General features: G+C 51.4%; 10 protein-coding genes. 1 reads left to right on the forward strand and 9 read right to left on the reverse strand.

Going from position 1 to position 17,671, the window contains the following annotated elements; genetic code table 11:
• Window positions 1-17 precede the first annotated feature (17 nt).
• From MME58_RS04575 to MME58_RS04615, 9 genes are all read right to left on the reverse strand, one after another.
• Window positions 18-1,013 carry a class I SAM-dependent methyltransferase gene (locus tag MME58_RS04575; protein WP_055006101.1) on the reverse strand — a complete coding sequence of 332 codons (996 nt, stop codon included), beginning with the start codon at window positions 1,011-1,013 and terminating at the stop codon, window positions 18-20.
• A 23-nt stretch (window positions 1,014-1,036) separates the two neighbouring features.
• Window positions 1,037-2,203, reverse strand: a complete 1,167-nt coding sequence (locus MME58_RS04580) for a nucleotide sugar dehydrogenase (protein ID WP_055006102.1) — start codon at window positions 2,201-2,203, stop codon at window positions 1,037-1,039.
• Between the two features lie 35 nt (window positions 2,204-2,238).
• On the reverse strand, window positions 2,239-3,624 hold the full coding sequence (locus MME58_RS04585) for a glycosyltransferase family 2 protein (RefSeq protein WP_055006103.1): 1,386 nt from the start codon (window positions 3,622-3,624) through the stop codon (window positions 2,239-2,241).
• Window positions 3,625-3,638: 14 nt separating this feature from the next.
• Window positions 3,639-6,254, reverse strand: coding sequence for a glycoside hydrolase family 99-like domain-containing protein (locus tag MME58_RS04590; RefSeq protein ID WP_233590945.1), 2,616 nt, complete (start codon window positions 6,252-6,254; stop codon window positions 3,639-3,641).
• Window positions 6,255-6,374: 120 nt separating this feature from the next.
• The gene (locus MME58_RS04595) at window positions 6,375-7,691 is read right to left on the reverse strand and encodes a hypothetical protein (protein ID WP_147470817.1); all 1,317 of its coding nucleotides are present in this window, start codon (window positions 7,689-7,691) and stop codon (window positions 6,375-6,377) included.
• Window positions 7,692-7,835: 144 nt separating this feature from the next.
• Entirely contained in the window at window positions 7,836-10,238 is a 2,403-nt protein-coding gene (locus MME58_RS04600; protein ID WP_055006106.1) for a glycosyltransferase family 2 protein, read from the reverse strand.
• On the reverse strand, window positions 10,238-12,685 hold the full coding sequence (locus MME58_RS04605; protein WP_055006107.1) for a glycosyltransferase family 2 protein: 2,448 nt from the start codon (window positions 12,683-12,685) through the stop codon (window positions 10,238-10,240). The genes MME58_RS04600 and MME58_RS04605 overlap by 1 nt, the downstream gene beginning before the upstream one ends.
• A gap of 146 nt (window positions 12,686-12,831) precedes the next feature.
• Entirely contained in the window at window positions 12,832-14,292 is a 1,461-nt protein-coding gene (locus tag MME58_RS04610; protein ID WP_055006108.1) for a DUF4214 domain-containing protein, read from the reverse strand.
• Between the two features lie 17 nt (window positions 14,293-14,309).
• Complete coding sequence (locus tag MME58_RS04615; protein WP_055006109.1) at window positions 14,310-15,128, reverse strand: hypothetical protein; 819 nt, start codon at window positions 15,126-15,128, stop codon at window positions 14,310-14,312.
• A gap of 785 nt (window positions 15,129-15,913) precedes the next feature.
• Here MME58_RS04615 and MME58_RS04620 point away from each other — a divergent pair.
• Window positions 15,914-17,668 carry a type I secretion system permease/ATPase gene (locus MME58_RS04620; protein WP_055006110.1) on the forward strand — a complete coding sequence of 585 codons (1,755 nt, stop codon included), beginning with the start codon at window positions 15,914-15,916 and terminating at the stop codon, window positions 17,666-17,668.
• Window positions 17,669-17,671: the final 3 nt, after the last annotated feature.

Genomic DNA, 17,671 nt, shown 5'->3' on the forward strand with positions numbered 1-17,671 from the left:
TGATCAAAGGGTGTGCGTTAAGCCAAGCCGCTCTTCAGTCGTGCGTCGCTAATATTCGCCAACTGGGCTTCAATGAACTGAAGCTGCTCATTCAATCGCAGTTTTTCGGCTTCGAGGGCGGCAATAATTGCTGTTTCGTCTGCAGAATCTCCGTCTTTTTTATCATGTTTTGACTCGACAGTGACAACGTTTTCACTATTGAATTCGGAATTATTCTCTGGGCTTGGGGAGGTAGCATGAGAACGTTGCCTCGGTGCGTTGCTCACCGAGCCGTCAAGGTGTTGAACCGGGACTACTAGATCTCTGTCACCCTTGACAATTCTAACCCCCAACTGAGTCTCCGAGGCTTTTCTGCGTTGAACGATGCATATAGAGTTAATGAACTCTACCGAGTAAATCTCTGATAACAGCTCCTCAGTAAGACCTGCCGTGATGCAAAAAGCAGAAAGCCGTTCGAGTCGTGAAATTGGGAGACCCCAATGCTCGTGGTTAATGATGTCACATAAGGCCTTGAAAAAGTGGATGCCAGATGAAGGATGCTCTAGGCCGCCCTCATAGTCAGCCCAGTAACTGCAATGCAGGTCTTCAGCAACATAAATACCGTCGTATCGCAAGCGCGAAAACAGATTACTGAAAGACTTTATGATGTCTGAGCTAACGTGGGATCCATCATCAATAATAATATCAAACTCGCTCGACAATGAAGCAATGGAAGACAATGTGCTGGGCTGATTGATATCGCCTATGATAACGTTGATGTTGCTGGAGACATACTTTAGCTGGGAGCAGGCCGGATTAATATCACAGCCTATGATGTGAGTGGCTTTTGAAAAAAACTGACTCCAGATGTCGAGCGATCCGCCGTTCTGAACACCAATTTCAAGCAGTGCCAGAGGCTTGTCCCGTAACGAATTGAACAAACGAGAATAAGCTGAAATATAAAGGCTCCATTTGTCTGAAATAAGTCCTTGATGGCACATATAAAGATCTTTAAGGCTTTTTAGCTCACTCATGGCGCATATTCCTCTATTGCGTTTCAATCTTCACCAAACAAGTCTCGGGTGTACACTTTTTCCAGGCAATCCATAATGTCCCCAGACAATCGATTGGCAACGATAACATCAGACATTTTTTTGAAGGTATTCAGGTTCACAACAACTTTTGATCCAAAAAATTCTGTCTCTTCCAAAACTGGCTCATAAACGATCACGTTAATGCCTCTAGCGACCAGCCTTTTCATGATACCTTGTATTGAAGAGGTTCTGAAGTTATCTGATCCTGTCTTCATGATAAGCCGATAAATACCGACGGTCTTAGGATTCAGATTTGAGATTGCGTTGGCGATATAGTCTTTTCGCGTAGAGTTCGACTCGACAATTGCTCGCACAAGAGTATTAGGTACATCAGCATAGTTGGCCAGTAATTGTTTAGAATCTTTAGGCAGGCAATACCCTCCGTAGCCAAATGATGGATTATGATAGTGCTCCCCTATGCGTGGATCAAGACTTACACCTTCAATTATTTGTTTTGTTTGCAGGTTGTGAATGTCGGCATAGGTATCCAGTTCGTTGAAATAAGCTACGCGCATGGCCAAGTAGGTGTTGGCAAAAAGCTTGATAGCTTCAGCTTCTGTTGATTCAGTCAGCAGGATGGGCGTGTCCTTTTTCTTAGTGCCATCCAGTAGCATTTGAGCAAAGCATTGTCCTTTTTCTGAGCGATCACCCACAACAATTCTTGACGGATGAAGATTATCATAGAGTGCTCGGCCCTCTCGCAAGAACTCAGGCGAAAAAATTATATTCTTAGAGTCGAATTTTTCGCGCATGCGCTGTGTAAAGCCGACAGGAACTGTCGATTTAATTATTATAGTGGCACTCGAGTGAAGTTTAAGTGCATTTGCAATTATTGATTCGACTGATGATGTGTCAAAAAAATTGGTGATGGGGTCGTAGTCGGTAGGCGTTGCGATGATGATATAGTCGGCTCCCAAGTAGGCCTCCGAATCAACTAGCGTAGCCCGTAGATTCAAAATTCTTGACGACAAGTAATCTTTAACTTCTGGGTCCGACATAGGCGCATGACGGGAATTTATAGCGTCCACTTTCTCTTTGAGGACATCCAGAAGTATCACTTCATTATGTTGAGCAAGCAGTATGGCATTCGATACTCCAACATAACCTGTTCCAACAATTGCAATTTTCATCTGGCGCTCGTTTTAGTAGTGCTGGAATGACGCATCTACGGTAAGATTTTTAGGTCACTTAGGTTAAATGTTATCTCTTTGTGAGTCGACGCATAAGTCAAAAGTAGCTTGATCTGTTCTGACGAATAAAAGGATTCTGATGTACTTTTGGTTAGCGTCATCACGAAGCCCGCATCACTGTCAGCGTCAGGATAAAGCTCCAGCACATCGGATCGATAAACATAGCCTATGTGTATATGAATATCAGCGCTGCCGCTATAAAAAACTGAAATTTCCGGCTTGGTGCTTGACAGGGCGTCGAACGTCCATCCTTCGACTTGTATAGAGCGGTTGTGCTCAGTCAAAAGTAGTACGTCAACCGAAAGAAAAACACTCTCCATTTTTAAAGAGTCAGAAATAAGATCATTTATCTTGACGCCCTTTAGCTGTTCTCTGTATCTGGACAACAGTTCGGGGTTGGATCTAATCAGCGCAACTGCTTTATAAAACCGCTCAAAAATGAACTGCCTGGCCTCGGAGAGCAATGTTCTGATTCCGGTGTTGTGCAAGAAGTCTTCAAAGCCTGAGTCATAGTTTTCAAGCAAGCGAGCGTCAATTTTGAACGGAATGCCAGGACCTGAATCCAGATCTGCCAAGTAACCTGCTCTATTTACTTTAAAAATATTGTCATCATTTTTATGACCCCGGCCACGCAGAAGGGATGACATGTATTCTATGGAGGATCTATTGATCTGATGAAGAATAAACGCATCGTCATTTAACGACGCCTTGGTTTCTTCAAAAAATGTAAGCGGGGCCAACGATTTTTTTTGAGTCTCTTCATCATCTTCGGAGAACACAATTTTATTGTCGAGCAGATACAGCCCTTCATAAATCAAATGGTTGTGTATGGATAGCTCTTCCATTTGCGTAGTTATTTTGACAAGCGTTTTTAGGTGTCTGTTCTTTTGTACAATATTAATGTTGGAGAACGGTGGGCTAAAAACGTGCCTGAGACGGTCGGGCGAGTCTATAGCCCACTGGAATGAGATAGCATCGAATGATGCAGACTCAAGAATGTAATCTTTGATTGACGTTTTGAAATTTCTAGGAGTCCAGAACTCATCAAGGTCAAGAAATATAATATGAGAGCAGGTTGATTCCAGTAATGTTTCAAAATAAATCTTTGAGTAGGCTCTTTGTTGAAACGGCAAATCTTCTTCCAAGCATTGCTTCAGGAACACATCTGCATTCCTGAATTTAATCACGTCCGACCCGTAATGCTCGACTAATGCAGTGAGCATAGTCTCAGAAACGTCGACAGTGTTGTTTAACCAGATTTCAATCTCGTCAAAGCCAAAAGATAAATGATGATATATCCATTGCGGTATATAGGCTCCTTCGTCTTTCGCAATAGCAGCCAGCTTTACTTTTATGCCCATGACCCGCTTATTCCTTAACCAATTTTCGCAAAGGCGTACGGTTTTTTGGATTTTTTACTCGTCTGTTCGACCGTATCGAGCCCTGCTGCAAGGCTACTGATTGATATAATGCGTTCGATGGCGTGAGCGAATGTACCGTCTGTTTGCCCCAGCTCTTCGTCAAAGTCATCTTCATCAATAGCTAAGTTTAGAAGTGGCAATAATGCTTTCGTCTGCGCAAAGAACATTGTTCCGGCGGGAAACTCCTTGTCAATAATTTCTTCGAATTCGAAACCCAAGCGATTGGCTAGCCGTGCGCAGTTTTCAGCGTTTCCACCCCAATGGTTTTTTAATGGAACAAGGTGCCCGCTAGGCGATAGAACACCTATACTTTGGTTCTTGATAAGTGCCTGATGATTTTTATAAAGCGCCCCATCACTCACCAATTTGTCAACAAGTTCATTGCGCCATTTATCACCGTCTTCGCGATGTTTGGATCGTTTAGTGTGCAACTTCAATATGATGGGGTATTCATCTTTCGCAACGATGCGCGCCAAGTGCATGAACGGGAGTATGTCTCTACCCAGATTTTGAACGCCAGCCAGCAGATAAGGGATGCCTGAATCGTTCAACAGTGCTTCTACCTCTTTCTCATTTTCATAAGGCGTGGAAACATAAAGTTTTATTTTTAAGGAGGAAACGTTCTCCTGGATTTTTGAAATGAATTCTTTAAGTATGTCTACGTAAAAAGCGTGGATTACAATGGCTAGTTTGTTATTATCTGCTTTGATTTTTTCAGCTCTGGCTGCTGCCGCTTTTACCAAAGACATTTTAGTTGATTCTAAATAAGCATAACCATATTTCTGGTCAGGTTCCAAATGGGCACCTTCTGCCCATTCATTCCAGGCATTGATGAATATCAGGTTTTCTCCACTGCCCTTGTTGTATTCGTTGACATATTTTATGGAATTGTCCAGCCACTTCTGATAAAGCAGCGGTGAGCTGTTTAGGAAAATATAGCCTTTATTTTTTTTACGTGCGGTATTGTCCCATGAAGGGCATGCACCTCTGAATATGGTGAAATCTTCTTTTCGGTAATTATCACTCTGAACTACTAAGTTTTCGTAGTTAAACAATCCCCCTTCAAATTCATCGGGCAGATTTTCCAACAATGCTGATGATGGCGAAAGACCTGCGCTATTGGGTGTGAAATCTACAACGGCGTCAAAGCCGAAATCATCAGGATGAGATTTTTCAAAAGAATTCGTCATGGCAAGATATATTTCACCTATACCATCTTTCCGGCAGTAGTCACGCCAGATCTTAGCAGTCCTTTTTGCATCCGGAAGTTCGGCAGGTCGATAGACGACGACCAAAGGTTTTCCGTCTACACAAATATATCTTTTATCAGAAATATATTTTTTTATATATTTTATGAACTTCAAATCATCTTGATCAGAGTGTTTTTGTGCCATTAACACATCGGACTCATTGCCGTCCCAGCGGCGAGACCAGTTTTCATTGGCCCAGCAAAGGCAGAAAGGCATCGAGTGACTTTTGTCCTTGTGAAACATTTCTATGGGTTTTTCAAGCAAACGTTTCCCGTCGAACCAGTAGAAATAGAAACAGAAGCCATCAATCCCGTAGTCTTTAGCTTGAAGAATTTGGCGTTTTAAAGTTTCCGATTTCAATAAATTATAGTAGCCCACGTCCTCATGGGGAACATGAGGTTGATAATGACCTTCAAACTGAGGCTTCGCGGGTTGCACGTTAGTCCACTCAGTGAATCCTTTTCCCCACCATTTGTCATTTTCGGGTATGGCATGGAATTGAGGAAGAAAAAGGCAAATCGTTTTGACTGTTTTCTCTGGTATGAAGCTATAGGTTCCGCGTTTGATCGGAGGACTGTCAATAGTTCCCAATTCTTCAATTTTCAAGAAGCGCTTAAAGTTTCGACCCTCCATGAGGCCTTGGAAAATATAATGCTCCAAAGGATTTATCTGTGCCGAATAAACGTCTGGATTTAATTCAAAATAAGCAATGGTCGAAAACTTGGTGCTAGGGTCCCGCCCCATTTTCCAGCCGTATCTCATATAATGGATGACGGGGTCTATGCCGCTCAGTGCAACGTCAAGATAAGTTTTTATATACCATGCTTTATCGAAAAGTTTCGAAGATGCTATTGCTTCATAAACAAAAGAATTTACTTTGGGGGAGGCACCACTCGCATAGCTGTAATCGACACCATCGTCAACCCTGCTATGGCTGCGTATCGCCAAGGCTAGATCTTTTATAAGGTCTTTTTCGGTCTCTGGTTTTGCTTCGAAAATACTGACTGTTTCGGTGGGTAGCTCGCTAAAATCAATCTGCCACGTATAATCGTCAATAATTTTTACTGGGGTAAATGTTGGCTCAATCTGGGTCGATATTTCGACCGGCGCAATGCTTTCACTTAATTCTCGTTGTAACAGGCGAGCAGGCTGGGCTGCCGCAGCAGAGAGTATGTCGGCTGCATCTCTACGCTGCTTGGCAAGCTTTATATTGAACTCAATAAGCGAGCTTAGAGAGGGGTTTTGTTCAACTGCCAGCGTATAAAGCTCTAAAGCCTTGTCGTAATCATGCTCTCTCATCGCGAGGTTTGCTTGAGTCATCAAAGACTGGATCGGAACATTTTTCATAAAGTGCAAGCCCGTGAATAGATTTTAATTAGGCGATATTAAGCCTACGGTTCATCTGCTGCTGTGGCATAGCCAAAGAGCGCGAGTCATAGGTCATGCCAAGGTACGTCGATGATTTCTCATATTATTAACCATGATCTCTCTCACCGCGTTACCTAATTCCTGCCACTCCGTCCAGCGCAGTGACTTGTTATCCGCTTCTCTTTCCAGTATGCCCAGCTGAACCGACAAATTACTTACCAAGGCGGCTATCAGTATTTGGTCTGAATCCGAGAGAAGCTGCCATACGTTTGTATCGATGGCTTGTGGGTGGGCAAAACGCAGCTCTAATCGTAACCCGCGTCCGTCTTCGCTCTCCACAAACCAATTTTCAATGACATTTCGCGTGCTTTCAGGAAACTCCAGACGAGGATTTTCTCCAAATCCTCCATTCTCATCGACCGTTGCCAAGTTGTATTCAAGGCTATCCCAACGCTGCTCACCCAAGCTCACGTTGCTTAGTAAAATGCCGAGCGAGCGGTAGTGTTCAGTTTGAATCGTTTTAGTCAATGTCACTTTGTCATAGCGTAAAGAGAGTGGCCAGTTATCCAGTAGCTCCACCAGCTTTGCCAACCCGTCTCCAAGTAATCTAGCGTTGACGTTTTTTGGCACCGCAGTGTTCGTTCCTTTACCAAGAGCGCTTGCCATTCTCTTGAACAATTCCTTCAGCTTTTTCCAATCGCTCGTTCCCAATGAGCTCAGCAGCCAATTTGTGCCTTGGTATGGATGATCCTGAATAGGCGTGCATGGAAAAACTTCCTTGTCTGTAAGGCTATAAGGCCAACTGATCCAGTTAGAATTTTGTTTATCAGTTCGCTGAATAAAAACTTCTACGTTACTCTTAAAACAATAGGTTTTTATTTTGATTAAAGGAATCAGTTCATCGCCCAAATAAGCGTTGTGGATGTGCCACTGAACGACTTCTGCTGAGCGCTCATCCTTCAGGCGCTCCACTTCCAAACGTTCCACTTCCCAGTGGGTTGGGAACTTTTTCAATACGTGCCTGAGTCGACTTGATTGCTGGCTCAATGCCTGCGTATTCAATTCATCACGCTTCATCAGTCGCTCGTAGGCTTCCTGTGCCTCGTGAAGTTTTTCTAGCAGAAGCTGGTTTTCAGACAACACATCATTAAGCTGCTCGAGCTGTCTGTGCTGCTGAAATGCTTTTTCCTCCTGTTCTTCAGCGGTGACCCTTCTCAACTCCGACCTGAATGCTTCCAGCCGCTGCAGGGTTGCTTCGATTTCTGCATCGATCAGCATGGTCATCTCTTTTCGTGACTGGTTTTTTTCAAAACCTGGGCCGCCTTTAGTGGATTTAAGGCCCGTACTGACTTCCGGGCCAGCGCCGCCATAAACAGAAGTGTTATTCATTTTCACGCCATTAATTCTTGAGAGTCATTAAAAATGACAGATTGTCAGAAACGTCTGGCCTGCCTTGGATGACTTCGATCTTTCCCCAGGCGGCGTTGATTACGCGATCTGATGCCTGTTTACAGGCCAGAAATTCTGTTCCGATCACTTGGACGCCCTTATGGGATTATTCATTCTTGTTCTGCTATCCCTTGGCGGCATCGCCAACCCCCCATAAGGTCCACTCAAATAGTCCAGGCTCAGCGCCGGATGATAATACGGGTCGCTCTGGCCTGACTGGGACCAGCGTTCGATAAAGCCTTGTTGCTCACGCTGACCGCGGGCACGTTTCTCCGGGGTCTGGTCTTTGCCGCGGCTGGCTGATTCAGCGTGGATGAGTTCTGCGAAGGGCGTCCATATCAGGTTCAGGCCTTGTTGCCTGATACGCAGGCACAGGTCCACATCGTTGAAGGCGACCGGGAAGGCCTGTTCATCCAGTCCGTGCAGTGCGTCGAACACAGACTTGCGTAATAACAGACACGCAGCCGTGACAGCGCTTTGGCGTCGTGTGATCTGATTCATTCCCAGATAGCCGGGGTCGCGTTGTTCCAGGTGATTGCCAGTGTGCGCGGCCAGGCCATTGACGCCAACGACCACGCCGCCATGCTGCACCATACGATTGGGCCACAGCAATTTAGCCCCCACTGCGCCGATACCCGGACGCAGCAGTTGGCTGACCATTTCATTGAGCCAGCCAGCCCCGATGATTTCAATGTCGTTGTTGACCAGCCCGATCAGCTCACCTGAAGCATGGGTGACGGCGTAGTTGTTGATCGCGGAGTAATTGAACGGGTGAGGGTAAGGCAGCACCTTCACGCCGCGCCCGGACAACTCTTCCAGATAACTCAGGGTGTGCGGGTCGCTGGACTGGTTGTCGACAACGATGATTTCCAGGTTCGGGTAATCGGTCGCGGTCAGTAGCCCTTCGACGCAGGCGCGTAGCAGTCCGAGCTGGTCGCGTGTCGGCACGATCAGGCTGACGCGGGGCAGGGTGGCCGGTAATGGCCACTGCGTGCGCAGCAGTGCCGGGAAGTGAGGTACTTGCGTAACGTTTGCACCCGTTGCAAGGCTTTCGCTCATCCAGGCAATCGCGTTTAGGCGTTGGCTTGAGGGCTCTGCCTGTTCGGGGCTGGCCGCTGCGAACTGGCTGCGATGGTAGAGCACCTGCGGCAAGTGCGCGACGACGGCCTGACTGGTTTCAGTGGCAAGGGCGATGGCTGCGCTCAGATGGTGCCAGTCAAGAGGCTGCTGGCCGTCTGTTGCAGGTAGCAGGGCCAGAGCCTGGTCGATGATCGCAGCGCCGAAGATTGCGCCGGGGGTAAAGATATCAGCGCCGATGAACAGGTCGATGTCCCATACCGGCTTCATCCACGGCAGGCTGCGTTCGCCTTGCGGGCCATCCCGGTCACAATCGGAATAACCCCAGGCATGGCCGTCGGTAAGCAGTGCGCCGAGGTGTTCCAGTGCATAGGGAGCCAGACGATCGCCGGCCATCATCGGGACCACGGCGTCGCAGCCGGCCTCCAGCAACTGCTTGAGAGCAGGTAGCAAGTCACCCGCAACTGCTTTGACCAATTGATGGGGCGCTGATCGTTGGGTCTTCAGGCTGGCGAGGCTGTCGGTTTCCAGCCTGGCGTCGCCTTCACTGATCAACAGCAGGCCGATTCTGCATGGCTGCGGCTGACCATCTTTCGGCGCAACAGGCCTAAAGCGTTCATACCACTGCGGGTAATGATGAAAGCCTGCACTTTTCGGCAGGCGCAGTGCCAGATCCGCTGCAACCTGCGTGAGCAGTTCCAGATTTTGCTCGGTGGGTGTGCGCTCGTGCTGTTTGAGCAAGCCTTCCAGCCCGTCGTGCCAGCAACACACGGTTATCGGGCTGCCGGACAGCCTATGCCCCAGATCGTTTTCGATGTCCAGCGTATGTGGCTTGCCATCGGCCAGCTCCCAAGGCAGATCGAAACTGAAACCGTGGTCACTGGTAGCGCGATAGACCAGCGCCTGATGATGAGTATCACAAGTCATCTGGCCAAGTACCCGGCTGCCTTCGCGCACGGTGATCTGTACATGGCGCTGTGGCGCATCCGGATCCCATGCCCACCCGCCGAGCCGCAGGCCACCGCTGTGCCAGACTTGAGACGCAATGGGTGCCGGCTCTGCGCTGGGCGTAGTGGGCAATTGCAGGTCGCCAGCAAGCCAGCAGTCACTGTTGGCGACTCTGGCACTGATGTGTTTCGCATTGTCCAGCCAGCTTTGCCGCAGCTGTACGCCAAAGCCGTGAAATTGATCGCTTGCTTCTGGATCAGGGTGGAACTGATCAGCTCTTACCAATGAAACACAGGCACCGTCGATGTAAACCTCGACCACCAGACGCTCATCGGGCTTCAGGCCATTCAGCGCCCAGCCTTGTAACACGTCGCCATACAGGCCAATGATGGCGCCTCTGAAGTGTGTATCCGTGAGGGGCTGCCCGGTGCTGCCGGAGGTAACCAGGATTTTTTCTGACATCAGGCCCGACTCGATGAAATAGGTAATGTGTTGATCGGTAATGCTCCAGCTTCATTGGCGACCGGCCCCGGTGGTGCGTAAAGCGGAAGGCCCAGCTCGGCGGCCAGGTCCGCAGCGCGCCAGGATGCGCCGGGGTTTTGCTCCAGACTCAGTGCGGCTGTGCACCCGGCGATCAAAACCGCGTCGGCCAGGCTCAGGCCATGCGTGATGGGCAATGCATGAATTGCGCCAGTGGCGAGCAGGGTTTTGCTCCAGGGGCTGTCACTCGCCAAGAGCAATATCAGGGGCAATTTTTCACGTGTTATACGCCTGCCCAGTTCCAGCCACCGCCCGGCAATGTCAGCACCTGAAAGGCTGTCTGCGATTATCAAGGTGCCCGGCACTGTCTCGTTTGCCGCCACGCTCTGCGACATCGACTCGATCAGGAGGGTGGCCTGCGGCAGCGCTGCGGCGTAGCGTTCGCGCAAGGCATTCCATGGCAACTGGATGCTCTGTGCCTGTCCGGCGAAACTCGGCCAGTCGCAGCGAGCGTTCGGTTCAAGCAGGGCATCGTCACGACAGATGATTCGGTAGGGCTTTTCCAACTGTGCCGCCAGTGCGTAAAACTCGAGCGGGCAGTTGGCCAGGTTGTGATAGATCAGTTCCTCCAATGGCAGGCTGCGCAGGTCTTGCAGCAGTTGCTCGTTGTCGGCAGGCAGCTCGTAGTCGAGGCTGAACGTCAGCGGCAGCACGTTGGCCTGCAGCGTCGCCTCCGCATGCTGGCCGTTGTTGCGCCAGGTCAGGCTGAACGGTGCTTGCCGCGCTTCACTGTTACCGATGTGCAACTGTTTCAGTTGTGGCGTCGTCAGGTGTGCGGCCAGTTGCGCAACACGTGCGCGTTGCAGGGCCTGACGGGCTGGTCTGATCGGGTCGCGCAGGCAGAAGTTTTCATAGCGCGACGAGGCGTCAGGGTAGCGGCGCTTGAGAATGGCATTGTTGTGCGCCACCCGCAGCGCCTTTTCCGCACCGAACGAAATCCCGCCCTGATGCGCGACAAATACGTTGGGTGCTCCTGCATGACGCCAGCCCTGGCCGCGCGCGCGCAGGCACCAATCGGTTTCTTCGCCATAACCGCGCAATAGCTCGACTTCGTCCAGATAGCCAACGTTGTCCAAGGCACTGCGTTTGATGTACAGACAAAAGCCACAGCCGGTTTCGATCTCCATGGCCGGGCTATCGGTCTGGCGTGCAAGGTCGTCCAGTTGTGCCTGTTCGCGTGCGCTGGGCATCGGGTGGCTGAAACGGCTTTCAGGAAAGCTCATCAACTCGCCGTTATTGGTGAACGGTGTGACCGAAGCAATCGCTTCGTCGCTGTAGGCCACGTTGCGCAGGCGGTCCAGCCAATCGCCATGCACGCGTGTGTCGGCGTTCAGCCAGACCACGTCCTGCCGTGGGCTTAGTGCCATCGCACGGTTCATGCTACGGATGAAGCCCAGGTTGATGGGGTTCTGCACCAGTGTGATCTTGCCTTTGCCAGCGAGCACCTTCAGGGCTTTGCGCAGCGCGGGAACCGGCGTTGCGTCCTCGATCACCACCAGGCGATGAGGCGTGCGATTGAGTTTGCGTGCCTCCAGCGCACTGTTGATGCACTCAAGGGTTTCCGCCAGACCGTCGTAGACGGGAATGAGCACGTCGACAGGCTGTTTTTCACCCACTTTCAAGGCGACGGGTGGCGCGGCGAACACCGGCATTGCCGAGACCGGACTGCCCAGCAAAGGTGCGCCAGTATCGAAGCGCACCTGCACCGACGGAGTAGCGTTGGGCACCTTGATGCGGATACCGCCGTGGGTTGCAGGCAGCCCTGCGGCGGTCAGTAGCGGATGCGGCGCGCTGGCAAGCATGCTGATCAGTTGGCCGTTGGCTTCCAGTTGCAAAGAGGCAGGTGCCTGCACGTTATGCAGGTCAATGGCCCAGCCGTGAATCTCCTGCACGTCAGTCAGGTAACGGACCACGCCCAGTGTGCCGGGCAACCCGCTTTGCGCGGCCAGCAGCTTGAGCACAAAGGCCAGCTCGTTGGCTGCAGTAATGTCAGGCAGGTGCGCCAGAATGATGCGCCGCAAGTCTTCAGGCGTTTCCGACAGGCTGCGTGCTTGCCAGAGCATCATGCGCAGCGACGGGTCGTCAGGCATTTTTTGCCAGACGCCGTTCAGATAGCGATTGGCGAGTGAAGCGTGGCCCTGGGCAATGATGCTACGCCCGAGCAAGGCATGAATGTCCGCACGCAAAGGAAACGCATGGGCGGCGTTGAGCAAATAAATAAAGGCAAGCTTAGGGTCTTGTGGCAGGGCCCCGATACCTTTCCAGACAAGTGCTTCCGGACGGTATTCAGCGGTCTGCAATGCACACTCGAGTGCCATGGCGGCAAGGCCACGCTCATCGGCCTGGCGATGGCGGTGGAACATATCCATGAGCGTTTCTCGCCCACGGTCGAGGTGTCTGGACATAAGCTGGCGTGTTCACTTTAAAAATAAAAGAGGGGCGACCCGAAAGTCGCCCCTTTTTGCATACGACCCGACCTTGCGGCCGGGCGTATTTGTTACAACGGCAGGGCGGGTTACACCGCGCCGTGCAGCACGATAACGTTGTCGTTATGTGCTACAGCTTCTACCGAACCAACGATACCGATAGCGACGTCAGCGTGGGTGCCGCCGTTATTCAGAACGTTGATCCAGCCAGCTTTGCCGGATGCATCAGCAGCGCGACCAGTAGCGGTCAGGTACAGATTGTCGACGAAATCGCTATCTGCCTTCAGTGCAGCTTCCTGCGAGCCTACGATGCCTTGAGCCACGTCTGCACGGCTGGTGCCGTTGACTAGCAGCGAAACCCAGCCATCTAGGTCGTTTTGGTCAGCGCTACGACCCAGTGCAGCGGTATACAGGTCGCGAACGAAGTCACCGTTCGACTGATCGAAGCGTTGTGCTTCAACAGAACCTGCGATACCAGCCGCTACGTCAGCCAGGGAGCTGCCGTTAGCCAGCAATGCCTGCCAGCCAGCCAGACCACTTTCGTCTGCACCAGCGGTACGGCCGAGCAGCTCGTTGTACAGGGTGTTGATAGGTGCAACGGCAGCAGTGCCGATGAACTCGGCGGAGTTCAGGAAGCTGTTGGCGAGATCGGTCAACGATGTGCCGGAGTTCGCTGCGGCTGCGAAGCCTTGAGCGCCACCCAGATCTGCGTCACGACCCAGCAGGCCTTCGAACAGACGCAGAGCCGAAGCTTCAGTCTCGTTCTGTGCCAGAACAACAGTTTCAACAGCGCTGGTAGTGGTGTTGACGAAGGTCAGGAACTCGGCGCCTGTGATCGACGCAGTTTGTGCACCGGTCAGGTTGACGTTGAAGTTGTTGCCGGTAGCGAAGGTGTAGTCAGCAACCGAACCGTCCAGCTGAACAACGTCGTAGCCTGCGCCAGCGTTGACGACGTCTGCGTGGTTGGTGCCACTCAGAACGATGGTGTCGTTACCGGTACCGGTGATGATGTTGTTGTTGCCAGCACCAGCGATAACAGTGTTGTTACCGTTGCCAGTGATGATGGTGTCGTTGCCTGCACCCGCATCGATGTAGTTGTTCTGATCGCCATTGACGATGATCACGTCATCGCCCGAACCCGTGGTCAGCAGGAACTGAGTGGTAGCGGAAGCGTCAGCCGAAACAGCAACGCGAGCCAGCGACGAAACGTCGGCAGCAGCATCAGTCGCGATGGTTGGAGTGATGTTGACGCTGAGGTTGGCCTGGCTGTCGAGGATGATTGCCTTGGCAGCAGCTACTTCAGCAGTAACATTCAGGGTAACGAGGTCACCACGTGCGCCAGCGACAGTGCCGGTGATAACGTCGGTAGCAGCAGTTTGGCCGGTAGGAACCTCAAGACGGTTCACGCCATCCCAGCTAGCCAGGTTTACAGTAGAAGCGCTGTCCAGAGCCAGCAGGGTGCTGATTGCGGCAGTGGTGCTGTCGGTCAGGCTGGTAGCGGTCAAGAACGAGCTGAACGCGGTTGCGGTGACTGGGGCATCGTATTGCATGGGAAATTCCTGTTACTTCAAGCCGTTTGGCCTGTGCTACTGATTTTCTGCGTCAATGCAGAGTTTTCCCACGGAGACTTATAGCGGGCAGCGTTCATCTTCGTAGCGGGTGCGATGCAAATGTGTAACGCCACCAAGGGCTCTTTGCCGGTGGGGCCGTACATCATCTGGTTGGCAACAATGACCTGCGGCGCAGCGCTGCGGAATACAAGGTGGCCAGACAATTCGTAAAAATGCCGATCAGGTCCAACCAGGCTGAAACCTGCCGAAACCAAAGGCAAAGACTTGCCACGGGTACCGGTAAAGGCACCCGTAGCGACATTCGGGCTTGGGCCTGAACCAGCCACCGTCGACGTGTAAACCAGATCCACGCCCGCAGGCTTGTCGCCCCAGAGAATGCAAAAACCTTCAAGACGTCGGGTGCCGTCAGGCTCACCGGCCCAGCCTTCCGTAGACACCACATCACCTTCCCCTTGCAGGTGCGCAACCAGATTGAGCGCGACAGGCATGGGGCTGGAGGAGATAGCCGCACTCGGCTCGGCGGTCGCTACGATGGCGAAATTGCGCATGATGGCGGGGGAGGTGTCGATTCGGTCGATACGCAAGTCGATAGGGTCGATGACTGCGTCGAACATATGGTATTCGGTGATCAGAACGGTAGTGATACCGCCCTTTACGCGAGCAACAATGGTGTCGCCCAACCGGGTCAGCATGTTTTTGCTGACGCCTTCGGCCGGGAAGAAATCAATGGCACCTTTACCCAATGGGGCTTGCTGCAGTGCGATGCACACAGGCTTGTCAGCGGGCGGCTGCGAGGCATAACGGAAAATGTACATTCCCGGCTCGAGCAGCGTGACGCGAGAGCTGATTTTTAATCCATCAAGTTCTGGAGACTGCACCCAACAAGCTTCCTTCTTATCCTGAGCGGCTACACCGTTAGTCCTTTTACAGGGCTGATAACACGCTGCTCGGGTACTGCTACATATGGTTAATGGCTCTGTGCTAGCCAGATTGCGAGAGTATTCCTTTGGTAGGAAAAGTCAATTTGAATCCGATGAATTTTAGCCGCCATATGTAGGAAATTTCCGATGCTCAGATTCCGCCCGGAGCCGCTCCCGGCTGTTCGCCAGGTGGCCGGATGCCATAGACTTTTTTGGTCTGTGCTTATGCTTGATCAGACTGATTCAGGATGTTTCTGCGCCCGCCGCGAGCGAAGCCGGTTGAGGCAGGGAGTGATTATTGAAATTGCGATTGTTCTACAATCTTCGCCAGTATCAAGCGTGAATCGTTCCAGCAGAGATGAAAGTGCTTCGGCTTTCTATGCAGCAGAGGTGTAGAGGGGGCAACAGGCAACTTCACTTCATCGTCAAGACACTGCTTTTATGACCGTTCTTGTATTTCAAATTCTTATTTCTTTTGCTTGTTAAAAAATTGAACTTTCGGTATTTGTGCGGGTATCCAGCGGCATAGAGGTAAAGGCGGTCGACCCTTGATCCCCAGGAAACCTTCACTTGTATCTGGCTGCGTTTTGCGTATTTTGATGGCGCTTTAATGCTGCGTTGCGCCAAAAGCAGGTGCTACACTGCCGCGCGTTTACCGTTTTCTCATCAGTACGGATTCTATGAGTCGTTCACACGAAAATAATTTGCAGGTAGCCCTCAAGGCTTGCAAAGGCAGCTTTATCTCAGTCGGTTTCTTCAGTCTGTTTGTAAACGCCTTGATGCTGGTCCCTACGTTCTACATGATTCAGGTTTCCGGTAGGGTGGTGCCCAGCAGCAGCACCTCTACCCTGATCATGCTTACTCTCATCATGACCGTACTGATGTTGACTTTAGGTTCTCTGGAGTGGGTTCGTTCCAGAATTCTCGTCCGTATCAGCAATCGTCTTGACGTGATGCTTAGTCGTGATGTGTACCGGGCTAGCTTTAAAAAAGCGCTGAGCAGTGGCGGTATGGACGCGTCCGCCCAGTCGTTGAATGATCTCACAGCGTTGCGCCAGTACCTGACAGGGAACGGCCTGTTTGCGTTTTTTGATGCTCCCTGGTTGCCAATTTATACCGCCGTAATGTTCATGTTCCATCCTTGGTTTGGCTGGATGACGGTGGCTTGTGCCGTCGTTCTGGTGGTGCTTGCCTATCTGAACAATCGCTATACCGGTCAATCTCTGATCGAGGCCAACCAGCAGAGCGTGGCCAGCAATCTCCAAACCACAAAAAATTTGCGCAACGCCGAAGTCATCGAATCGATGGGCATGCTTGACACCTTGATGGCTCGATGGGGGAAACGTCAACGCAGAGTGCTGGTGCTTCAGTCGGATGCTAGCGACAAGAGTGGCACTATTACTTCAATTTCCAAGACCTTTAGAAATTGGTCGCAATCATTCATGCTGGCTATCGGAGCCTATTTGGTGATCACCCACCAAGTCAGTCCAGGCCTGATGATGGCAGGGTCATTGCTGTTAGGACGTGCGCTGTCACCGATCGATCTGATGATTGGCAGCTGGAAAGGTTTTGTCGCTGCCCGTGTTCAGTACAGTCGCCTTAACGAAACACTTGAAAAGCTGCATAACGAACCTGATCGAATGGCTCTACCTGATCCGGAAGGTCATATTCAGGTGGAGAATCTTGTGGTAACGCCTCCGGGTGCCAAAACAGCTGTAATTCGCAACATCAGCTTTGTTACGCCAGCAGGCACTATCGTTGGTATTGTCGGCCCCAGTGCCGCCGGCAAGTCAACGCTGGTCAGGGCGCTATTGGGTATCTGGCCTGCACAGCACGGCACGGTCCGGTTGGACGGTGCCGATATCAGTGCTTGGGACAAGCAGAAGCTGGGCCCGCATCTGGGCTACCTGCCACAGGATATCGAGCTGTTCGAGGGCAGTATCAGCGACAATATCGCCCGGTTTACCAAAGTCGACCCAGAGAAAGTCGTTCTGGCTGCGCGAACGGCTGGCGTACATGAAATGATCCTTCAGTTGCCCGACGGCTACGACACCGTCATTGGCAGTGATGGCGTCAACCTGTCCGGTGGCCAGCGTCAACGCATCGGCCTGGCCAGAGCCATTTATGGCAGCCCGCGATTGATCGTGCTCGATGAGCCCAACTCCAACCTGGACGAGGTGGGGGAGCGCGCGCTGAGCGTTGCCCTGCAACTGATCAAAGAGTCAGGCGCCACGGTGTTTATCGTTTCTCACCGCCCGAATATTCTGTCGCGGCTTGACCGGGTAATGGTCATGAATGCAGGCGCCATCACCTTGTATGGCGCGCGTGATCAGGTCATTGCCGAGCTGGCACAGCAACAGGCCAAAGCTCAGCAAGCCCAGCAGAGGGTTGCTCCGGCAGCCACCGGTGTTGCACCTGCGCAACCTGGCGCGTGAAAG

Origin of the sequence: Pseudomonas syringae pv. tagetis (assembly GCF_022557255.1) — a bacterium.
Classification (GTDB): Bacteria; Pseudomonadota; Gammaproteobacteria; order Pseudomonadales; family Pseudomonadaceae; genus Aquipseudomonas; species Aquipseudomonas caricapapayae.